15 protein-coding genes and 1 pseudogene are annotated in these 16,450 nt (G+C 71.9%); 5 read left to right on the top strand and 11 right to left on the bottom strand.

What is annotated here, in order from left to right:
• Positions 1 to 3: 3 nt before the first annotated feature.
• From MVG78_RS03225 to MVG78_RS03185, 9 genes are read right to left on the bottom strand one after another with little or no spacing between them, the layout of a single operon-like run.
• Positions 4 to 948: a VOC family protein gene (locus MVG78_RS03225; protein WP_247558140.1), complete on the bottom strand. Its 945-nt coding sequence runs from the start codon at positions 946 to 948 to the stop codon at positions 4 to 6.
• Positions 918 to 1,742 (bottom strand): IclR family transcriptional regulator, encoded by an 825-nt coding sequence (locus MVG78_RS03220; RefSeq protein WP_247558138.1) that lies wholly within the window; start codon positions 1,740 to 1,742, stop codon positions 918 to 920. Before MVG78_RS03220 ends, MVG78_RS03225 begins: the two co-directional genes overlap by 31 nt.
• A complete protein-coding gene (locus MVG78_RS03215; RefSeq protein ID WP_247558136.1) occupies positions 1,739 to 2,527 on the bottom strand; it encodes an alpha/beta fold hydrolase in 789 nt (262 codons plus the stop codon). The genes MVG78_RS03220 and MVG78_RS03215 overlap by 4 nt, the downstream gene beginning before the upstream one ends.
• Complete coding sequence (locus MVG78_RS03210) at positions 2,524 to 3,270, bottom strand: SDR family oxidoreductase (protein ID WP_247558134.1); 747 nt, start codon at positions 3,268 to 3,270, stop codon at positions 2,524 to 2,526. Before MVG78_RS03210 ends, MVG78_RS03215 begins: the two co-directional genes overlap by 4 nt.
• A 4-nt stretch (positions 3,271 to 3,274) precedes the next feature.
• Positions 3,275 to 4,324: an aromatic ring-hydroxylating oxygenase subunit alpha gene (locus MVG78_RS03205; protein WP_247558132.1), complete on the bottom strand. Its 1,050-nt coding sequence runs from the start codon at positions 4,322 to 4,324 to the stop codon at positions 3,275 to 3,277.
• 29 nt (positions 4,325 to 4,353) lie between these two features.
• Positions 4,354 to 5,187 carry an ABC transporter permease gene (locus MVG78_RS03200; protein ID WP_247558131.1) on the bottom strand — a complete coding sequence of 278 codons (834 nt, stop codon included), beginning with the start codon at positions 5,185 to 5,187 and terminating at the stop codon, positions 4,354 to 4,356.
• Positions 5,188 to 5,189: 2 nt separating this feature from the next.
• A complete protein-coding gene (locus MVG78_RS03195; RefSeq protein ID WP_247558129.1) occupies positions 5,190 to 6,191 on the bottom strand; it encodes an ABC transporter substrate-binding protein in 1,002 nt (333 codons plus the stop codon).
• A gap of 28 nt (positions 6,192 to 6,219) precedes the next feature.
• Positions 6,220 to 7,011: an ABC transporter ATP-binding protein gene (locus tag MVG78_RS03190; RefSeq protein WP_247558127.1), complete on the bottom strand. Its 792-nt coding sequence runs from the start codon at positions 7,009 to 7,011 to the stop codon at positions 6,220 to 6,222.
• Complete coding sequence (locus tag MVG78_RS03185; protein WP_247558126.1) at positions 6,992 to 7,252, bottom strand: recombinase-like helix-turn-helix domain-containing protein; 261 nt, start codon at positions 7,250 to 7,252, stop codon at positions 6,992 to 6,994. Before MVG78_RS03185 ends, MVG78_RS03190 begins: the two co-directional genes overlap by 20 nt.
• 449 nt (positions 7,253 to 7,701) lie before the next feature.
• Here MVG78_RS03185 and MVG78_RS03180 point away from each other — a divergent pair, with 449 nt between their 5' ends.
• The 5 genes from MVG78_RS03180 to MVG78_RS03160 all read left to right on the top strand — a co-directional run bounded on the left by MVG78_RS03180 (position 7,702) and on the right by MVG78_RS03160 (position 12,624).
• Complete coding sequence (locus tag MVG78_RS03180) at positions 7,702 to 8,328, top strand: hypothetical protein (RefSeq protein ID WP_247558124.1); 627 nt, start codon at positions 7,702 to 7,704, stop codon at positions 8,326 to 8,328.
• Positions 8,325 to 9,185, top strand: a complete 861-nt coding sequence (locus MVG78_RS03175) for a hypothetical protein (RefSeq protein WP_247558122.1) — start codon at positions 8,325 to 8,327, stop codon at positions 9,183 to 9,185. The genes MVG78_RS03180 and MVG78_RS03175 overlap by 4 nt, the downstream gene beginning before the upstream one ends.
• A 137-nt stretch (positions 9,186 to 9,322) precedes the next feature.
• The gene (locus MVG78_RS03170) at positions 9,323 to 9,877 is read left to right on the top strand and encodes a MarR family winged helix-turn-helix transcriptional regulator (protein ID WP_247558121.1); all 555 of its coding nucleotides are present in this window, start codon (positions 9,323 to 9,325) and stop codon (positions 9,875 to 9,877) included.
• Between the two features lie 55 nt (positions 9,878 to 9,932).
• Entirely contained in the window at positions 9,933 to 11,558 is a 1,626-nt protein-coding gene (gene mdlC / locus MVG78_RS03165) for a benzoylformate decarboxylase (RefSeq protein WP_247558119.1), read from the top strand.
• Between the two features lie 64 nt (positions 11,559 to 11,622).
• Positions 11,623 to 12,624 carry a Bug family tripartite tricarboxylate transporter substrate binding protein gene (locus MVG78_RS03160; RefSeq protein WP_247558117.1) on the top strand — a complete coding sequence of 334 codons (1,002 nt, stop codon included), beginning with the start codon at positions 11,623 to 11,625 and terminating at the stop codon, positions 12,622 to 12,624.
• A 171-nt stretch (positions 12,625 to 12,795) separates the two neighbouring features.
• Here the strand turns inward: MVG78_RS03160 and pheT are convergent.
• Positions 12,796 to 15,289, bottom strand: a pseudogene (pheT, locus tag MVG78_RS03155) (phenylalanine--tRNA ligase subunit beta).
• Positions 15,290 to 15,295: 6 nt separating this feature from the next.
• On the bottom strand, positions 15,296 to 16,381 hold the full coding sequence (gene pheS, locus MVG78_RS03150) for a phenylalanine--tRNA ligase subunit alpha (RefSeq protein ID WP_247558115.1): 1,086 nt from the start codon (positions 16,379 to 16,381) through the stop codon (positions 15,296 to 15,298).
• Between the last annotated feature and the right edge of the window lie 69 nt (positions 16,382 to 16,450).

Genomic DNA, 16,450 nt, shown 5'->3' with positions numbered 1-16,450 from the left:
CGCTCAGCCCGCCTTCGCCCAAGGGGCCGTGGCAGCAGGCGCGGCGAGCGCCGTTTCGGTGAAGCCCGGATCGGGGCGGCCCTGCATCACCGCGCGCATGGCGGGCGTCGGCGGGCCGGCGGTCATCCACTGGTCCATGGCGTCCGGGCGGTCGCGCGGCCAGACCTGCGGCTGGTGCGTCGCCTCGTCGATCTGCTGCACCTCGGAGGTGAACTCGATCACGAAGCCGGAGGGCGAGACGAAATAGGCGAAGGGGTTGTTGCCCGGCCCGTGCCGCCCCGGCCCCCAGGCCGCCGCCTGTCCCGCCACGCGCATGCGCCCGATGCCGCGCATGAAGCTGTCGATGCTCGGCATCTCGAAGGCGACATGGTTCACGCTGGCATAGGGCGCGCGGTTCAGCGCGATGGAATGGTGGTCGCTGGCGCAGCGCAGGAAGACCATCTGGTTGGCCGAGTAGTCGGAGACCTTGAATCCCAGCAGGGTCTCGAAGAATTCCTGCGTGCGCTCCATGTCCGGCGTGTTCAGCACGACATGCGAGGCCTTGCGCGGCTTGCCGACCTCGTCCTCCGTGTCCGGGTTGCGGGCCACGTCCACGCTGATGCGCAGGCGGCGGCCATCGGGGTCCAGCAGCTCGAAACCCTCGCCGCCGCCGGGCGTCGCCAGCGGCACGATCTCCGTCAGGCCGCGCGCGCCCTTCTCCCGCAGCGAGGCGTGCAGCGCCTCCAGCCCCGCGCGGTCGCGCATGCCGAAATGCACGAAGTCCACGCCGAAGACATTGTCGTCGCGCAGCCCGTAGATGAAGGGCTCCGGCCCGGTGCCGCGGAGATAGACGGTGCCGTCCGCCTCCGCCGCCACGCGCAGGCCCCAGTTCTTCTCGTAGAACTCCCGGGTCGCGGTGATCCCGGGGGCGCGCATCACTATGCCGCGGAGGAAATCGACGCCGGCCATGGTGCCTTCCTGTCCTTGCTGTTGAAGCCGAGCCGTGAGGAGATCTCGGCGGCGGCCCGGGCCAGCGACCGGCCGATCGCCTCGCGCCGCCCCTGGTCGTCGCCGAACCAGTCGGCATGGCCCGTGACATTGATCGCCCCGGCGCAGTGGCCGGTGGCATCGAAGACCGGGGCGGCGACGGAGCTGACGCCGGTCTCGAAATAGCCGGCACTCCAGGCCAGCCCGGCCGCGCGGTCCTGGGCGAGCTGGGCCAGCAGCGCCTCCACCGTGGTGGGGGTCTGGGCCGTCACCTTCTCCAGCGCCACGCCGGCGAACAGGCCGCGCACCTTCGCTTCCGGCAATTGTGCCAGGATGGCACGGCCCATATTCGTGGCATGGGCCGGCAGGCGGCTGCCGACGCGCACATTGCTCACCAGCGGCATGTCCGGCGTCAGCCGCAGCAGATAGACGATGGAGAGCTCGTCCAGCACCGCGAGATGCGCGGAAAGGCCGATCTCCTTCACCAGCGCCTGCAGAACTTCGGTGCTGACGCGCACGATGTCCTGCTGCGCCAGCGCCTCTGCCGCCACGGCGAAGGCACCGATGCCCAGGCGCCAGCCCACGCCGCCGGGGCGCTTCTCGATGAAGCGCTCGGCCTCCAGCGTGTGCAGCAGGCGGATCAGCGTGGTGCGGTTGATGCCCAGCGCGGCGGCACTGCGGCTGACATTGATCACCGGGTCGCCGGCGCCGATATGGCGCAGCAGCTTCAGCGCGCGCTCGACCGGCGGCACGGCATAGGTGGTGCTCTCGCTCACGACAGGGCCTCCCGCAGCAGGGCGGCCACCGTCTCCGGCTTCTCCTGCGGCAGGGCGTGGCCCGCGCCGGGCACCAGATGGGCCCCGATGCCCAGGGCGGCGGCCAGCCTTTCCGCATTGGCGGGCGGCGTCACCACATCCTCCGCCCCCGAGACCACCAGGGAGGGCACGCGGATCGTGGCGGCATCGGCCAGCACATCCGCCCCGGCCAGGAGCAGGCTGGCGCGGCGATAGCCTGGCGGGCGGACACGTCCCATGGCGCCGCGCACCGCACCGAGCACGGCGGGGTGCTTCTCCGGCTCGAAGACCAGCCGCCCGGCCCGCAGCGCGGCCATGCCCTCGGGGCCCTCGCGGTCCAGGTCGTCCAGCCGCGCCTGGATGCCGGCGGGCAGGGCGCCGCCGCGCGGCACGCCATAGCCGAGCGCCGGGGACAGGGCGGCGAAGAGCGCCACGCGCTCCGGATAGAGGCGGGCGAAGCGCGCCGCCGTCACCACGCCGAGGGAATGGCCCAGCAGCACGCAGCGGGCGATGCCGGCACCCTCCAGCAGCGTGGAGAGGGCGGCGGCATAGTCCCCGGCATCGGGCCATTCCGGTGCGAGGTCGGCGGAGCCGCCATAGCCCGGCATGTCCCAGGCCAGGACCGGCGCCTCTTCTCCCAGGGCCTCGGCCAGCGGCAGGAAGCTTTCCGGCGCGCTGCCGATGCCGTGCAGCAGGACGAAGGGCAGGCCCTCCCCGCCGCGCCGCAGGGCGCCGAGGCTGCCGAGGCGGATGCGTTCCAGCTTCATGTGAAGACGAAGCCCCGGTTCACCGGCAGCACCTGCCCGGTGAGCGCCAGCGCGCCCGGCGTCAGCAGGAAGGCGACGGTGGGGGCGATGTCGGCGGCTTCCTGCACCCCCGGCACGGCGCGCCCTTCCTCGTAGAGGCGGTGGCGGGCCGGCGGCACGTATTCCGTGGATTCCGTGCGCAGGATGCCGGGTGCCACGGCGGCGATGCCGATGCCCTCCGGCCCCAGCTCCCGCGCCAGGGAGCGGGTCATGGAGATCACCGCCCCCTTGCTGGCGGTGTAGGAGAGCAGGCGCGGCGCGCCCCAGAGCGCGGTGTCGGAGGCGACGTTGACGATGCGCGCCCCGCGCCCCTTCCGCAGCAGCGGCGCCAGGGCACGGATCACCAGCCAGGTGCCACGGACATTCACCGCCATCACCCGGTCCCAGCTCTCCTGCTCGATCTCCTCGAAGGTGACGCCGCCGATGCCGGTGGCGATGGCGGCGTTGTTCACCAGCCCGTCCAGCGTGCCCTCATGCGCCGCCACATCCGCCGCCATGGCGCGGATGGAGGCGGGATCGGCGAGGTCCACCGGCACGAAGCGGGCGCCCAGCCGCTCCGCCGCCGCCGCGCCGGCCTCCGCGTCGCGGTCGGCCAGCACCAGATGCGCGCCACAATCCCGCAGCGCCTCGGCCAGCACCAGGCCCAGCCCGCGCGCCGCGCCGGTGACGAGGATGGTGCGGCCGGAGAGCATCACGTCGGACATGCGCTCAGCCCGCCGCCCGCGTCAGCGCCGCGTCCTCGGCGGCGATCTGCGCCTTGGCCTGCCGGTTCAGCAACTGCCGGATGCGGGCCACGCCGATATCGTGCTGGTAGAGCATTTCCCGCTTGCGGGCATCGTCCGGCATGCCTTCCAGCATCACGCGGTCCTGCTCCAGCACCGCCCAGTGCCGGGGCTCCAGCGTGGTGCGGTACATGAAGCGGAAGACCTCCCGCGCCAGGCCCTGCACCTTCCGCAGCCGCCAGAAGAAGACCATGCAGTGCGTGTCATCCACCGGGGTGGTGAAGCCGATGATGCGGAACACGCCGCCCGGGCCGGCCGCCTTGGGATAGGGGATGTCGAGGCGGCAATAGCTGCCATCCGGCGTCACCACCATGTCCGTCCAGTCGAAATTCTCGCCGGCCTGCTCGACGCGGGAAACGAGGAAGCCGTCCTCCCGCTGTTCCAGCTTCATGTGGTCCTGCTTCGCGCCGAAGGCCAGGGTGAAGCTGTTGGCGTGCAGGTAGCAGCCATGCATCGGGTCGGCCAGGTTGTCGAGCGCGTAGCGGTAGTTGCAGGCCCAGTGGGAATAGCAGAGGAAGCCCGTCCAGTCCGGGTCCGCCAGTTCCGGCGGGGTCGGCAACCCGGGCGCCTCCGGCTTCTCCACCGAGGCGAAGTAGACGAAGACGCAGTCCGCCAGCTCCCGCACCGGATAGCTGGCCAGGGCCTTCTTGCCCTCCAGCGAGCATTTCGGCATGGCCGGCACGCGCAGGATCCGCCCGTCGCCATCCAGCACCACGCCGTGATAGCCGCAGGCGATGTTGCCCTCATGCACCACGCCATAGGACAGGCGCGCGCCGCGATGCGGGCAGTAGTCCTCGATGCAGCGGATGGCGCCGCCCTGGTCGCGCCACAGCACGAGGTTGCGGCCCAGCGCCTTCACGCCATGAGGCTTGCCCGGCCGGACATGGCTGGATTTCGCCACGGCGTACCACTGGCCGAGGATGCCGCTGTTGACGCGGTCCTCGATGCGCTCCTTCAGGGTGATGGCCTCGCTCATCGTCGGGAATTCCCTCGTCTTGTGGCGCGTCAGGAACGGGCGCGGGGGATGTAGTGCAGGACACGCTTCTCCACCGCGGCGACGGCGGCGTAGAGCGCGATGCCGATCGCGGTCAGCAGCAGGATGGCGTTGAACACCATGGCCGCGTTGGCCTGGCCCTCGCCATAGGAGATCAGGTAGCCCAGGCCGGTATTGCCGCCGACCAGCTCGCCCACCGTGACGCCGATCACCGCCAGCGTGGCGCCGATGCGCAGGCCCGCCATCAGCGAGGGCATCGAGGCCGGCAGCTCGATCCTGAGGAAGATCTGGAAGCGGTTCAGGGAATAGGCGCGGGCGAGGTTGATCAGGTCCCGGTCCACCGTCTTCATCGCCTGCAGCACGTTCACCAGGATCGGGAAGAAGACGACCAGGATCGTCACCAGCAGCTTCGGCCAGGCGGTGTAGCCGAACCACATGATGAAGAGCGGCGCGAAGGCCACCTTGGGCGCGATCTGCAAGGCCAGCAGGAAGGGCGAGAGCGCCTGTTCCCAGAAGCGCGACATGCCGAGCAGGTAGCCGCCCGCCGCGCCGCAGAGCCCGCCCACCAGGAAGCCCAGGATGGTCATGCTGAGGGTGGAGAGGACATTCGCCAGCAGGTCCTCCTGCGCCCACATCCGCGCCATCTCCGCCATCGTGTCGGAGAGCGGCGGCAGGATATAGGGGATCGCCAGGATCGCCGGCAGCCATTGCCAGGCGGCGAGGAAGGCCAGGAAGATGCCGCCCATGGCCAGCCAGCGCAGCAGGTCCGCCGGCGGCAGCGCGCGGCGCGCCACGGGCGTGGGGACGAGGGCCGGGGACACCGCGAGCTGTTCGGTCGCCGACATCGTCACTTCACCACGAAATCATTGGTGTAGGTGTCGCCGACCGGCACCGCTTTCTGCACGATGCCGTGCTCCAGATAGAACTTGCCCACCGCCGCGATGCGCGCCGGGTCGAAGCTGCCGAAATCCGGCCGCTCGTTCACCGCGTAGATCAGCGTGGCGTAGCGCTTCAGGATCTCCTCGTTCGCGGCGAGGTTCTCCGCCTGGCTCGGCACCGCCTCGACATAGGTGCGCGCGGCGGCGGCCGGGTCGGCGGCGATCTCCTGCACCGCGCGCAGCGTCGCCTGCACGAAGCCGCGCACCAGGGCCGGGCGTTCGGCGATGATCTTGTCGGAGGCCAGGATCGCCTGCGCCATGGCCGGGAAGATCTTGTCGATGGTCATGACATCCACCGGCACGCCGGCGCGTTCCACCGTCACCGCCCATTCCGGCACGCCCGACATGGCGACGATGCCACCCGAGCCCATCAGCTGCACCAGCCCCGCCGGCCCCAGCGCCTGGATGTTCGCGTCGGTGCGCCGCATCCCGGCCGAGGCCAGCACGGCGAGCAGGTTGTAGTAGGTCGTGTCCTGGAAGGCGATGACGCCGATGTTCTTGCCGCGCAGCCCCTGGATGTCGGTGATGCCGCTGTCCTTGCGGATGATGATCTGGCTCAGCGGCCGGTTGCCCAGCAGCGCCACGCCGCGCACCGCCAGCCCGTTGGGCCGCACCACCAGCGGCGTGTCGCCGATGCCGCCGCCGAGATCGGCATTGCCCACCGCCACCTGCTTCGCCACATCGGCGCCGCCGCGCCCGGTCTGGAAGACCGGCTCGATCCCCGCCGCGCGGTAATAGCCCTTGTGCCGCGCGATCTGGAAGGGCGCGAAGGCCGGCAGCGTGTCGGGCGCCGGGAAGAGATAGGTCAGCTTCTCCGCGGCCCCGCCCTGCGCCCGGAGGGCAGGGGCGGCGAGCAGGCCGGTCAGCAGCGGGGCGGTGCGCAGCAGGCTGCGGCGGGACAAATGGCGCATCGGCGGTGGCCTTCTTCTCTCGCGGGTCTCAGGCGGCCTGGTCGGCCAGGTGCAGCTTGTCGAAGAGATAGGCGGCGTATTCGCCGCTGCGCGGATGCGCGCGCCGCGCCGCGGGCTCGTCGCGGGAAGGCAGGTCGAGCATGATCTCCTCCACGATGCGGCCCGGCCGCTCGCTCATCACCAGGATGCGGTCGGACATGGCCACTGCTTCCGCAAGGTCGTGCGTGATCAGCACGGTGGTGATGCCGGAGGCCGCGATGGTCTGTGCGAAGCTCGCCTGCAGCACCAGCTTGGTCTGCGCGTCGAGGGCGGAGAAGGGCTCGTCCAGAAGCACGATGTCCGGCTCGATCGCCAGGGTGCGCGCCAGCGCCGCGCGCTGCCGCATCCCGCCGGAAAGCTGGTGCGGGTAGTGGTTCGCGAAATCCTTCAGCTTGCAGCGCGCGAGTTCGCGCAGCGCCCGCTCGCGCCTTTCGGCGCGGGACACGTTCCGGGATTCCAGGCCGAATTCGACATTGCGCAGGATGCTGCGCCAGGGCAGCAGCAGGTCCTTCTGCAGCATGAAGCCGACATGCTCGTTCGGTCCCGTCACCGGCACGCCGCTGACCGCGACGGAGCCTTCGCTCGGCCGGTCGAGGCCCGCCGTCATGTTCAGGATCGTGCTCTTGCCGCAGCCCGAGGGGCCGATCACCGACACGAACTCGCCCGGCCGCACGGCGAAGGTGACGTCCTGCACGGCGGTGAAGCTGCCGCCGCCCGAGGCGAAGCGCCGCGTGACGTGCCGGAATTCCAGTGCGGGCGTGTCAGGCGTCGCGGCGGGCATAGGCATCGTCCAGCGAGGCGTTGATGGCGGAAAGCTCGGCCCCGAGCTTCTCCACCGTCCAGGGCGCGGCCTCGCCCGACGGCGCCGGCACGCCGTCCCGTTGCAGCCACTCCGCCAGGGCCGCGAAGTCGTGGATGCCTTCGGCGAAGGCCCGTTCCAGCGCGGCCGCCAGCGTTACCTCCGCCTCGGTCAGCGGTCGTGCGAGGCTCTGGCGGGCCAGGGTGTCGTGCGAAGGGTTCACGTCGGATGTCCACGCTGTTCGGGGTGGATGTTCAAATAAGAACTTAATGTTCAAAACCCTCGCGCAATCTGGTCCAGGCTTCAACAGGAATCTGCGATCTTCCGGAATTCTACTGTGCAACTGCGAAGGGATTGCCTTCACTCTGGGCTAATTGCCTATTTTGAAGACGCCATTGCCTGAAGCCTATGCGGAAAATCGCCCTGGCTGCCCGCAACATGCAGCGGCTTCTGCCGGCGCCGCGCCGATGGCCGCCCTGCGGGAGAAGCGGAGCCTCTCCCACACCCTCCCCGCCAGGAACCGAAGCCGGTTCCCGGACCCCGGGCTTTCGCTGACGCTGGTGGTGGCCCTCAGTCTGCCAGCCGATCCCTGGGCGCGGGTGGTTTGCGTTGGATCGGCTGGAGCATCCGGGTCCGGCCAGGAGGCTTGACGCCAAGGGTGCGGTCGGGACCATGGCCTTCATGCCAGGAGGGAGACGACCTATCGCCACCCCCATCGCCCGCCGCCATCTGGCCGGGTTGGCCCTGTCGGGCCTGATCACCGCTCCGGCCCTCCAGGATGCCAAGGCGGAACGTGCCCGGGACCTTTATGCCGGCCCCCTGCCGCCGCCACAGCCGATGCAGGGGCGCGTCACCGCCTTGCGGGTGGCGGATTTCCATCGCGGGCACGGCATCAACGTGCATCTGCAGAACAGCCGCGACTACGAGGATTTCGAGGGCCGTGTCCGCCCTGCCCTGGCGGAGCTGGGCATCCGGCGCATCCGTGGCTCCCTGCCCGACCGGCCGGCGCCGATCGGCTGGGTGAACACGCTGCAGGAGCGGCACGGCATCACCCTGCTGAGCCATGCGGGGGCGAACGACTTCCCGGCGGCCCGCTGCATCGCCATCGCGCGCAAGCTGGTGCCGGGGGCGGTGGACGGGTTCGAGGGCTCCAACGAGATCGACGGCTGGTACCAGGGCTTTATGCGCCGCCAGAACCGCGACGGCGATGCCGAGGCGGTACGGTGGCAGCGGGAGCTGCGGGCGGCGCGGGATGCCGATCCGCGCTTCGCCGGCCTGCCGATCGGGGCGCCGAGGTGATCGACTTCCGCCAGTCCTGGCGCATCGCGGGCTCGATCCCGTTCAACGACCGCGGCACCTTCCACCCCTATCCCGGCGGACGGCCGCCCTGGCTGCGGGGACAGGGCGCGTCCCTGAGGCGGGGCGGGGAAACACTGCGCTATGGCAGCCTGCGGTATGGCGCCACCTATGCCGCCAACCCGCTGGCGCCGGGCAAGCCCTTCTGGGCGACGGAGCTGGGCTACAACACCGATCCGACGGGGCTGGACGAAGGCAACCACCCCTGCCCCGAGGACATCGCCGGCCTCTACATGACCGGCTATGGCGCCTACTGCCTGAAGAACGGGCTGGAGCGCTGGTACTTCTACGAACTGCTGGACGAGCCGCTGTCGCGCGGCCGCTCCAACGAGGCACATTTCGGCTTGGTGCGCGGCGATGGCAGCCGCAAGCCGGGCTTCCACGCCCTGCGCAACACCCTGGCGCTGCTGCGCGACGATGCGCCTGGCGCCTCGGCCTTCACGCCTGCCACGCTCGGCCTCGCCTTGTCCGGCGACCTGTCCAACCCCTGGGCGGAGGAGGTCACGGATGGGGTGGTGACCTGCCTGCTGCAGGATTCCGCCGGAACCTTCTTCTACGGAATGCAGCTCGGCGCGCCACTCTACGACGTGGTGGCCAGGCGCCGCCTGGAGCCTCCGCCGTCCCGCCGCATCACCCTGTCCGTGGCCGGGGGGATGGAGGAGGTGGCGCTGGGCGACGCCCTGCGCGACAGCCGCTGGCGGGCGGACGGGGTCACGCTCTCGGACGGCCCGCGGGGGCGGCAGGCGGTGCTGGAGGTCGGGCCGGGCATGCGCTGGCTCCGCTTCCGGCGGGCGGGATAGCGGCCGGGGCGCTGCCCCCGTCCGGGTGGGCGATGGCCGCCGCATCCCCCCTTGTCCTGCCGGCAGAAAGTTGGATACCCTACCAATCAGGCAGGCGGGCCGCCAGAGCCCGCTGCACAGGGAGAGGAGCGACAGTCATGGCCCCGCTGCGAGCCTCGCGGCCCGGTGCCTTCCTGCCTTCGGAGGAGGCCGGCCCCGCCTCCCCGGATCAGCCGCCCGCTCCCCCAGCCGCCGCCCGCCAGGATGACGAGGCGCGCCCGGAGATCCATCTGGGCGGCCTGGAGGAGATGCTGGGCTTCAACCTGCGCCTGGCGCAGGAAGCCGCCTTCGCCGCCTTCGCGCGGCGCACGGGGCAGAGCGACCTGCGGCCCGGCCGCTTCGCGATCCTGCGCATCATCGCGGCGAATTCCGGCCTGTCGCAGACGGCGCTCAGCGCCGCGGCGGGGCGCGACAAATCCACCCTGACCCCCGTCCTGGCCGATCTGGAGAAGCGCGGCCTGATCCAGCGCCGGCGCGCGCCGCGGGACCGGCGCAGCTACGCCCTCCACATCACGCCGGAAGGCGAGGCCGTGCTGCGGGACCTGTCGGGCCATGCGGCGGCGCATGACGCGGCGCTCGATGCGCTGGTCGGGACGGAGCAGCGGCAGGTGTTCCTGGCCATCCTGCGGCGCATCGCCGCCGGGATCGGCTGAGCCACCGCGAAACCAAAAAGAAACCGAAAAGAATAGGCATAAGGAAACGCCAGCCATGTCCGCCCCTTCCGCCACCGCCCGCCCCGGCGGCACGACCACCGTGCGGCAGGCGGTGCTCGACCTGCTGCGCGACCTCGGCATGACCACGGTCTTCGGCAATCCCGGCTCCACCGAGCTCGGCCTGCTCGACCGCTGGCCGGCGGATTTCCGCTACGTCCTGGGCCTGCAGGAAGCGAGCGTGGTCGGCATGGCGGATGGCCACGCCCGGGCCACGGGGCGGGCCGCCTTCGTCAACCTGCATTCCGCCGCCGGGGTGGGCCATGCGCTGGGCAACCTCTTCACCGCCTGGCGCAACCAGACGCCGCTGGTGGTGACGGCGGGGCAGCAGGCGCGCTCGCTGCTGCCGAACCTGCCCTTCCTCGGCGCCACGGACGCGGCGCAGTTCCCGCGCCCCTATGTGAAGTTCAGCATCGAGCCGGCGCGGGCGGCGGATGTGCCGGCGGCCATCGCCCAGGCACACCGCATCGCCATGCAGCGCCCCTTCGGCCCCTGCTTCGTCTCCATCCCCTCCGACGACTGGTCGGCTGCCTGCCAGCCGGTGCAGCCCCGGCGGCTCTCGGCGGAGATGGCGCCCGACCCCGCCGCCATCGCGGCCGCCGCCCAGGCCATCGCCGCAGCACGGCGGCCGGTGATCGTGGCCGGGTCGGAGGTGGATGCCGAGGGCGCGGGCGAAGCGCTGGTCGCCCTGGCCGAGCGTCTCGGCGCGCCGGTGATGACCGCGCCCTTCGCATCCCGCCTTGCCTTCCCGGAGGAGCATCCGCTCTTCGCCGGCTTCCTGCCCGCGGCGCCCCAGGCGGTCTCCGACAGGCTGATGGCTCATGACCTCGTGCTGGTGGTAGGGGCGCCGGTCTTCACCTTCCATATCGAGGGCGACGCGCCCCTCTTCCGCAGCGGCATCCCGATCTTCCAGCTCACCATGGATGGGGAGGCCGCCGCCTCCGCCCCCGCCGGCACCGCCATCCTGGGCAGCCTGCGCCTCGGCCTGCCAACGCTGGCCGCCGCCCTGCCGGTGGCGGAGCGCGCCCTGCCGGCCCCGCGCCCGCGCCCGGCGCCACCCCGCCCCGCCGAGCCGATCCCCGCCGCCTGGCTGCTGCATCGCCTCCAGGCCGCCCTGCCGGCGGATGCGGTGCTGGTGGAGGAAGCGCCCTCGCACCGCCCGGCCATCCAGGCGCAGATGCCGCGCAACCGCTGGGGCAGCTTCTTCACCATGGCCAGCGGCGGGCTCGGCTACTCCCTGCCGGCGGCGGTCGGCATCGCGCTGGCGAAGCCGGGGCAGCGCGTGGTCTGCCTGATCGGCGACGGTTCGGCGATGTATTCCTTCCAGGCGCTCTGGACCGCCGTGCAGCACCGGTTGCCGCTGGCCGTGGTGGTGATCAACAACGGCGGCTACGGCGCCATGCGGTCCTTCAGCCAGGTGATGCAGGTGCGCGACGTGCCGGGCATCGACCTGCCGGGCATCGGCTTCGTCGATCTGGCGCGCGGGCTGGGCTGTCCCGGGCAATGCGTGACGCATCCCGCCGCGCTGGACGAGGCGCTGCGCGACGCCTGCCAGTGCGAGGGGCCGATGCTGGTGGAAGTCGCGGTCGATCCGGCGATCCCCGCCCTCTACCACAAGCCCTGACCCCGGAGATCCGCGCCACCCGCCGGAAGAAGCAGGGCGGCGCTTCAGGAGGAGGAGAAAAGCAATGTCCGGGATCGTCACCCGCCGGGGGCTCGCCCTCGGCAGCCTCGCCCTGTCCGTGCCCGCGGCCATGCCGGGCATGGCCCGCGCCCAGGACGCATCTGGCGCTCCCTGGCCGAGCAAGCCGGTGCGCGTCATCGTGCCCTTCCCGCCCGGCGGGCTGGTGGACACGCTGGCCCGCGCCGTGACGCAGCGGATGACGGCACAGCTCGGCCAGCCGGTGGTGGTGGAGAACCGGGCCGGCGCGGGCGGCAATATCGGCGCCGATGTGGTGGTGAAGTCGCCGCCCGATGGCCACACGCTGCTGGCCAGCGCGCTCGGCCCCCTCGCGGTCAACCAGTACATCTATCGCAGCATGCCTTATGACACGCAGACCGCCTTCGCGCCGATCGTGCTGCTGGCCCATACGCCGAAGGTCTTCTGCGTCGCCAATGCGCGCCCCTGGCGCGATGTGGGGGAGGTGATCGCGGCGGCGAAGGCGGCGCCGGGCCGGCTCACCGCCGGTTCGGCCGGGGCGGGCAGCAGCCTCCATCTGGCGCTGGAACTGTTCAAGCAGCGCACGGGCGTGGACATCCAGCACGTCCCCTATCGCGGCGCGGCCCCGGCGGTGACGGATCTCGTCGCCGGGAACATCGACATGGTCATCGACAACGTGCCGAACATCCTGGGCCAGATCCGCGGCCATGGCGTGCGGCCCCTGGCGGTGGCCAGCCCGCAGCGCCTGCCGCAACTGCCGGAGGTCCCCACCATGCGCGAACAGGGCGTGGACTTCGTCTTCGGCACCGCCTTCGGCATGGCGGCGCCGGCGGGCACGCCGCCCGCCATCACCGGACGCGTGGCGGAGCTGGTCACGGCGGCGCTGCACGATCCGGAGATCGGCGGGCGCTTCGTGGAGCAGGGGGCGCAGATCGGCGGCGGCACCCCGGCGCAGTTCGCCGCCGTGGTGGAGGAGGAGCGCAGCCTGCTGGAGCCGGTGATCCGCGCCGCCGGCATCCGCGCGGAGTAGGATCGGGCGGTCAGGCGGCGCGGGCCGCAGAACAAGGACAGTCACCAGCACCCGCGAAAGTCCCGGGGACCGGCTACGGTCCCCGGCGGGGTGGGGGTCTCGAGGGCAAGGCAGCGCCTTGCCCCCAGCGGGGCCGGGGCCGGGGCGGGGGCCGGAGGCCGCGGTGCCGCCTCAGGCCCGCAGCACGGCCCCGGTGGCCTTGGTCACCGCCGCCACGACCTTGGCCGCCACGGCCTCGATCTCGGCATCGGTGAGGGAGGCGTCGCGCGGCTGGAGTGTCACCTCGACCGCCAGCGAGACCTTGCCCTCCGGCAGCTTGTCGCCGGCATAGCGGTCGAAGAGCGCCACATCGGCGATCAGGTTCCGCTCGGCGCCCCGGGCGGCGCGCAGCACGTTCTCGGCCGGGACCGCGGCATCCACCAGGAAGGCGAAGTCGCGCCGCACCGGCTGCAGGGCGGAAAGGGCGAGGGCCGACTTCTTCCGGCGCTTGGGCTCCGGGATGGCATCGAGGAAGACCTCGCAGGCCACCACCGGGCCGCTGATGTCGAGCGCCGCCAGCACCTTGGGGTGGATCTCGCCGAACTGGGCGAGCACCGCCTTCGGCCCCTGGCGCAGCACGCCGGACCGGCCCGGGTGGTAGTAGCCGGGCGCATCCGCCGTCACCGTGATCCCGGCCAGCGGCGCGCCCAGGGCGCCCAGCACGGCCAGCGCGTCGCCCTTGGCGTCCATCGCATCCACCGGGCGCGACGGCTCGCTCCAGTGGCGCGGCGTGGCGCCGGCGCGCAGCGCGGCCGCCACGGTGAGCTGCCCGGCGGGCGAGGGATCGCGATAGGCGCCGCCCACCTCGCTCAGCGCCAGGTCGGGATAGCCGCGCGCGGCGTTGCGCCCGGCGGCGAGCAGCAGGCTCGCCACCGGGGTCGGCCGCATCTGGTCGAGGTCGGAAGCGATCGGGTTCAGCAGCCGCAGCGATTCCGGCGCCTCGCCGAACAGCGCCGCCACCTCATGCGCCAGGAAGCCCATGCTGACGCAGTCCAGCATGCCGCGCGCGGCGAGCACGCGGCGGGCCAGCACGGCGCGCGACTGCGCCGGGGTCAGCGAGGGCAGCGGCACGGGGGAGGAGACGGGCAGCGAGACCGGCGGCACGGCGTCCAGCCCGGGCAGGCGCAGCACCTCCTCCAGCAGGTCGCACTCGGCCTCGATCCGCTCCACGCCCTCGGCGGCCTGCGCCGCGCGCTCCGGCGCCAGGGCGGTGAACTGGTCGAGATCGGTGCCCCCGGCGCGGTAGGCGGAGGCCGAGGAGGCGATGTCGTTGCGCCAGGACGGGACGGCGACCGTCACGCTTTCCGCGTCGCGCGCGACCGTGGCGAAGCCCAGCCGCTCCAGCGAGGACACCGCCTCATCCGCCGTGATGGCGGAATGGCCGAGCCCCCGGATACGCTCGAAGCGCAGCCTGGCCTCGCGCCGCCACCGCGGCTCGGCCCCGGCGGAAACCACCTCGCTCGCCTCGCCGCCGCAAAGCTCCTGGATCAGCCGCGTCGCGGCCTCCAGCGCCTCCGGCAGCAGGGCCGGGTCCACGCCGCGCTCGAAGCGGGCGCGGGCATCGGAATGCAGCCCGTGGCGGCGGCCGGTCAGCGCGATCCGCACCGGGTCGAACAGCGCGCATTCGATGAAGCACTCGGTGGTGTCCGCGTCGCAGCGAATGCTCGCCGCCCATGATGCCGGCGAGGCTTTCCACCCCCTCCGCATCCGCGATCACGAGATCCTCCGGCGTGACGGCGATCTCCTTGCCGTTCAGGGCCAGGTAGCTCTCGCCCTCGCGCCCGCGGCGCAGGGTCAGCACCTCGCCCGCCACCTTCCGCGCATCGAAGACATGCAGCGGCCGGCCGAGGTCGAAGGTGAACCAGTTGGTCACGTCCACCAGTGCCGAGATCGGGCGCAGGCCGATGGCGGTCAGCCGGTCCCGCAGCCATTGCGGCGAGGGGCCGTTGCGCAGGCCGCGCACGGAGCGTCCGAGCACCCAGGGGCAGCCCTCGGCATCCTCGATCGCCCAGCGCAGCGGGGAGGGGAAGCGCCCCGCCACCGGCTCCGGCTTCCAGGGCTTCAGCGTACCGAGGCCCGCGGCGGCGAGGTCGCGCGCCACGCCGCGCACGGACAGCGCGTCGCCCCGGTTCGGCGTGATGCTGATGTCGAAGACCGGGTCGTCCATGCCGAGCCACTTCGCATAGACCTCGCCCACCGGCGCATCCTCCGGCAGGTCCAGGATGCCGTCATGGTCCTGGCCGAGCCCGAGCTCGCGCGCCGAGCACATCATGGCCTCGCTCTTCACGCCGCGGATCTCGCCCGCCTTCAGCGTGATGCCGGTGCCGGGGACATAGGCGCCGGGCAGCGCCACCACCGCCTTCATGCCGGTGCGCGCATTCGGCGCGCCGCAGACCACGGAGCGGATGACGCCGTCACCGACATCGACCTTGCAGGCCCGCAGACGGTCGGCATTGGGGTGCTGCACCGCCTCGACCACATAGCCGATGCGGAACGGCGCCAGGGCGTCGGCGCGGTTCTCGACGCTTTCCACCTCCAGCCCGATGGCGGAGAGGGTGGTGGCGATCCGCTCGACCGAAGCCTCGGTTTCCAGGTGGTCGCGCAGCCAGGACAGGGTGAACTTCATCGCCGGTCAGCCCGCATCATGGAGGGTGTAGGGGGAGAGGACGGGCGCGCCGTAATGGCGCAGCCAGCGCACATCGCTCTCGTAGAAGGGGCGCAGGTCGGCGATGCCGTGCTTGAGCATGGTGATGCGCTCGATCCCCATGCCGAAGGCGAAGCCCTGCCACTGGCGCGGGTCGATGCCGCAATTGGCCAGCACCTTCGGATGCACCATGCCGGAGCCCAGGATCTCCAGCCAGTCGGAGCCCTTCCCCAGCTCGCCGGTCCTGCGGTCCCAGCCGATATCCACCTCCATCGAGGGTTCGGTGAAGGGGAAGTAGGAGGCGCGGAAGCGCACCGGCAGCTCCGCGATCCCGAAGAAGGCGCGCAGGAAGTCGATCAGGCAGCCCTTGAGGTGGCCCAGCGTGATGTCGCGCCCGATCACCAGCCCTTCCACCTGATGGAACATCGGGGAATGCGTGGCGTCATGGTCGGCGCGGTAGGTGCGGCCCGGCACGATCACGCGGATCGGCGGCTCCTGCGACAGCATGGTCCGCGCCTGCACCGGCGAGGTGTGCGTGCGCAGCACCGTCTCGAAGCCCGCGCCATGGGCGGGGGGCAGGTAGAAGGTGTCCTGGTCCTGCCGCGCCGGATGGTGGCCGGGGATGTTCAGGGCGTTGAAGTTGTACCAGTCGCTCTCGATGTCCGGCCCCTCGGCCACGGCGAAGCCCATGGCGCCGAAGATCGCCGTCAGCTCCTCCACCGTGCGGGCGATGGGGTGGATCGCGCCGCCTTCCGCCCCGGCGGGGGGATGCGGGCGGGGGGGCAGCGAGACGTCGAGGCGCTCGGCGGCGAGCTTCGCCTCCAGCGCCGCTTCCTCCAGCACGGCCTTGCGGGCTTCGAGCGCGCGCTCGACCGCCTGCCGCAACGCGTTGACGGCGGCACCGCGCGCCTTGCGCTCCTCGGCGGGCACGGCGCCCAGCCCTTTCAGCAGCGCGGTCACCTGGCCGCTCTTGCCCAGCGCGCCCACGCGCACCGCATCCAGCGCGCGCAGGTCGGCGGCGGCCGCGATGGCGGCTTCCGTCTCCGATTGCAGCGCGGCGAGGTCGTCCGACATCTCGATCTCCCGACGGGGATTCAATGGCTGTTCAAAGCAAAAAGGGCCGCCTCGCTCCCGGGGGTGTCC

This window comes from Roseomonas gilardii subsp. gilardii (assembly GCF_023078375.1).
Classification (GTDB): Bacteria; Pseudomonadota; Alphaproteobacteria; order Acetobacterales; family Acetobacteraceae; genus Roseomonas; species Roseomonas gilardii.
This window is presented reverse-complemented; position numbering and strand designations above follow the sequence as displayed.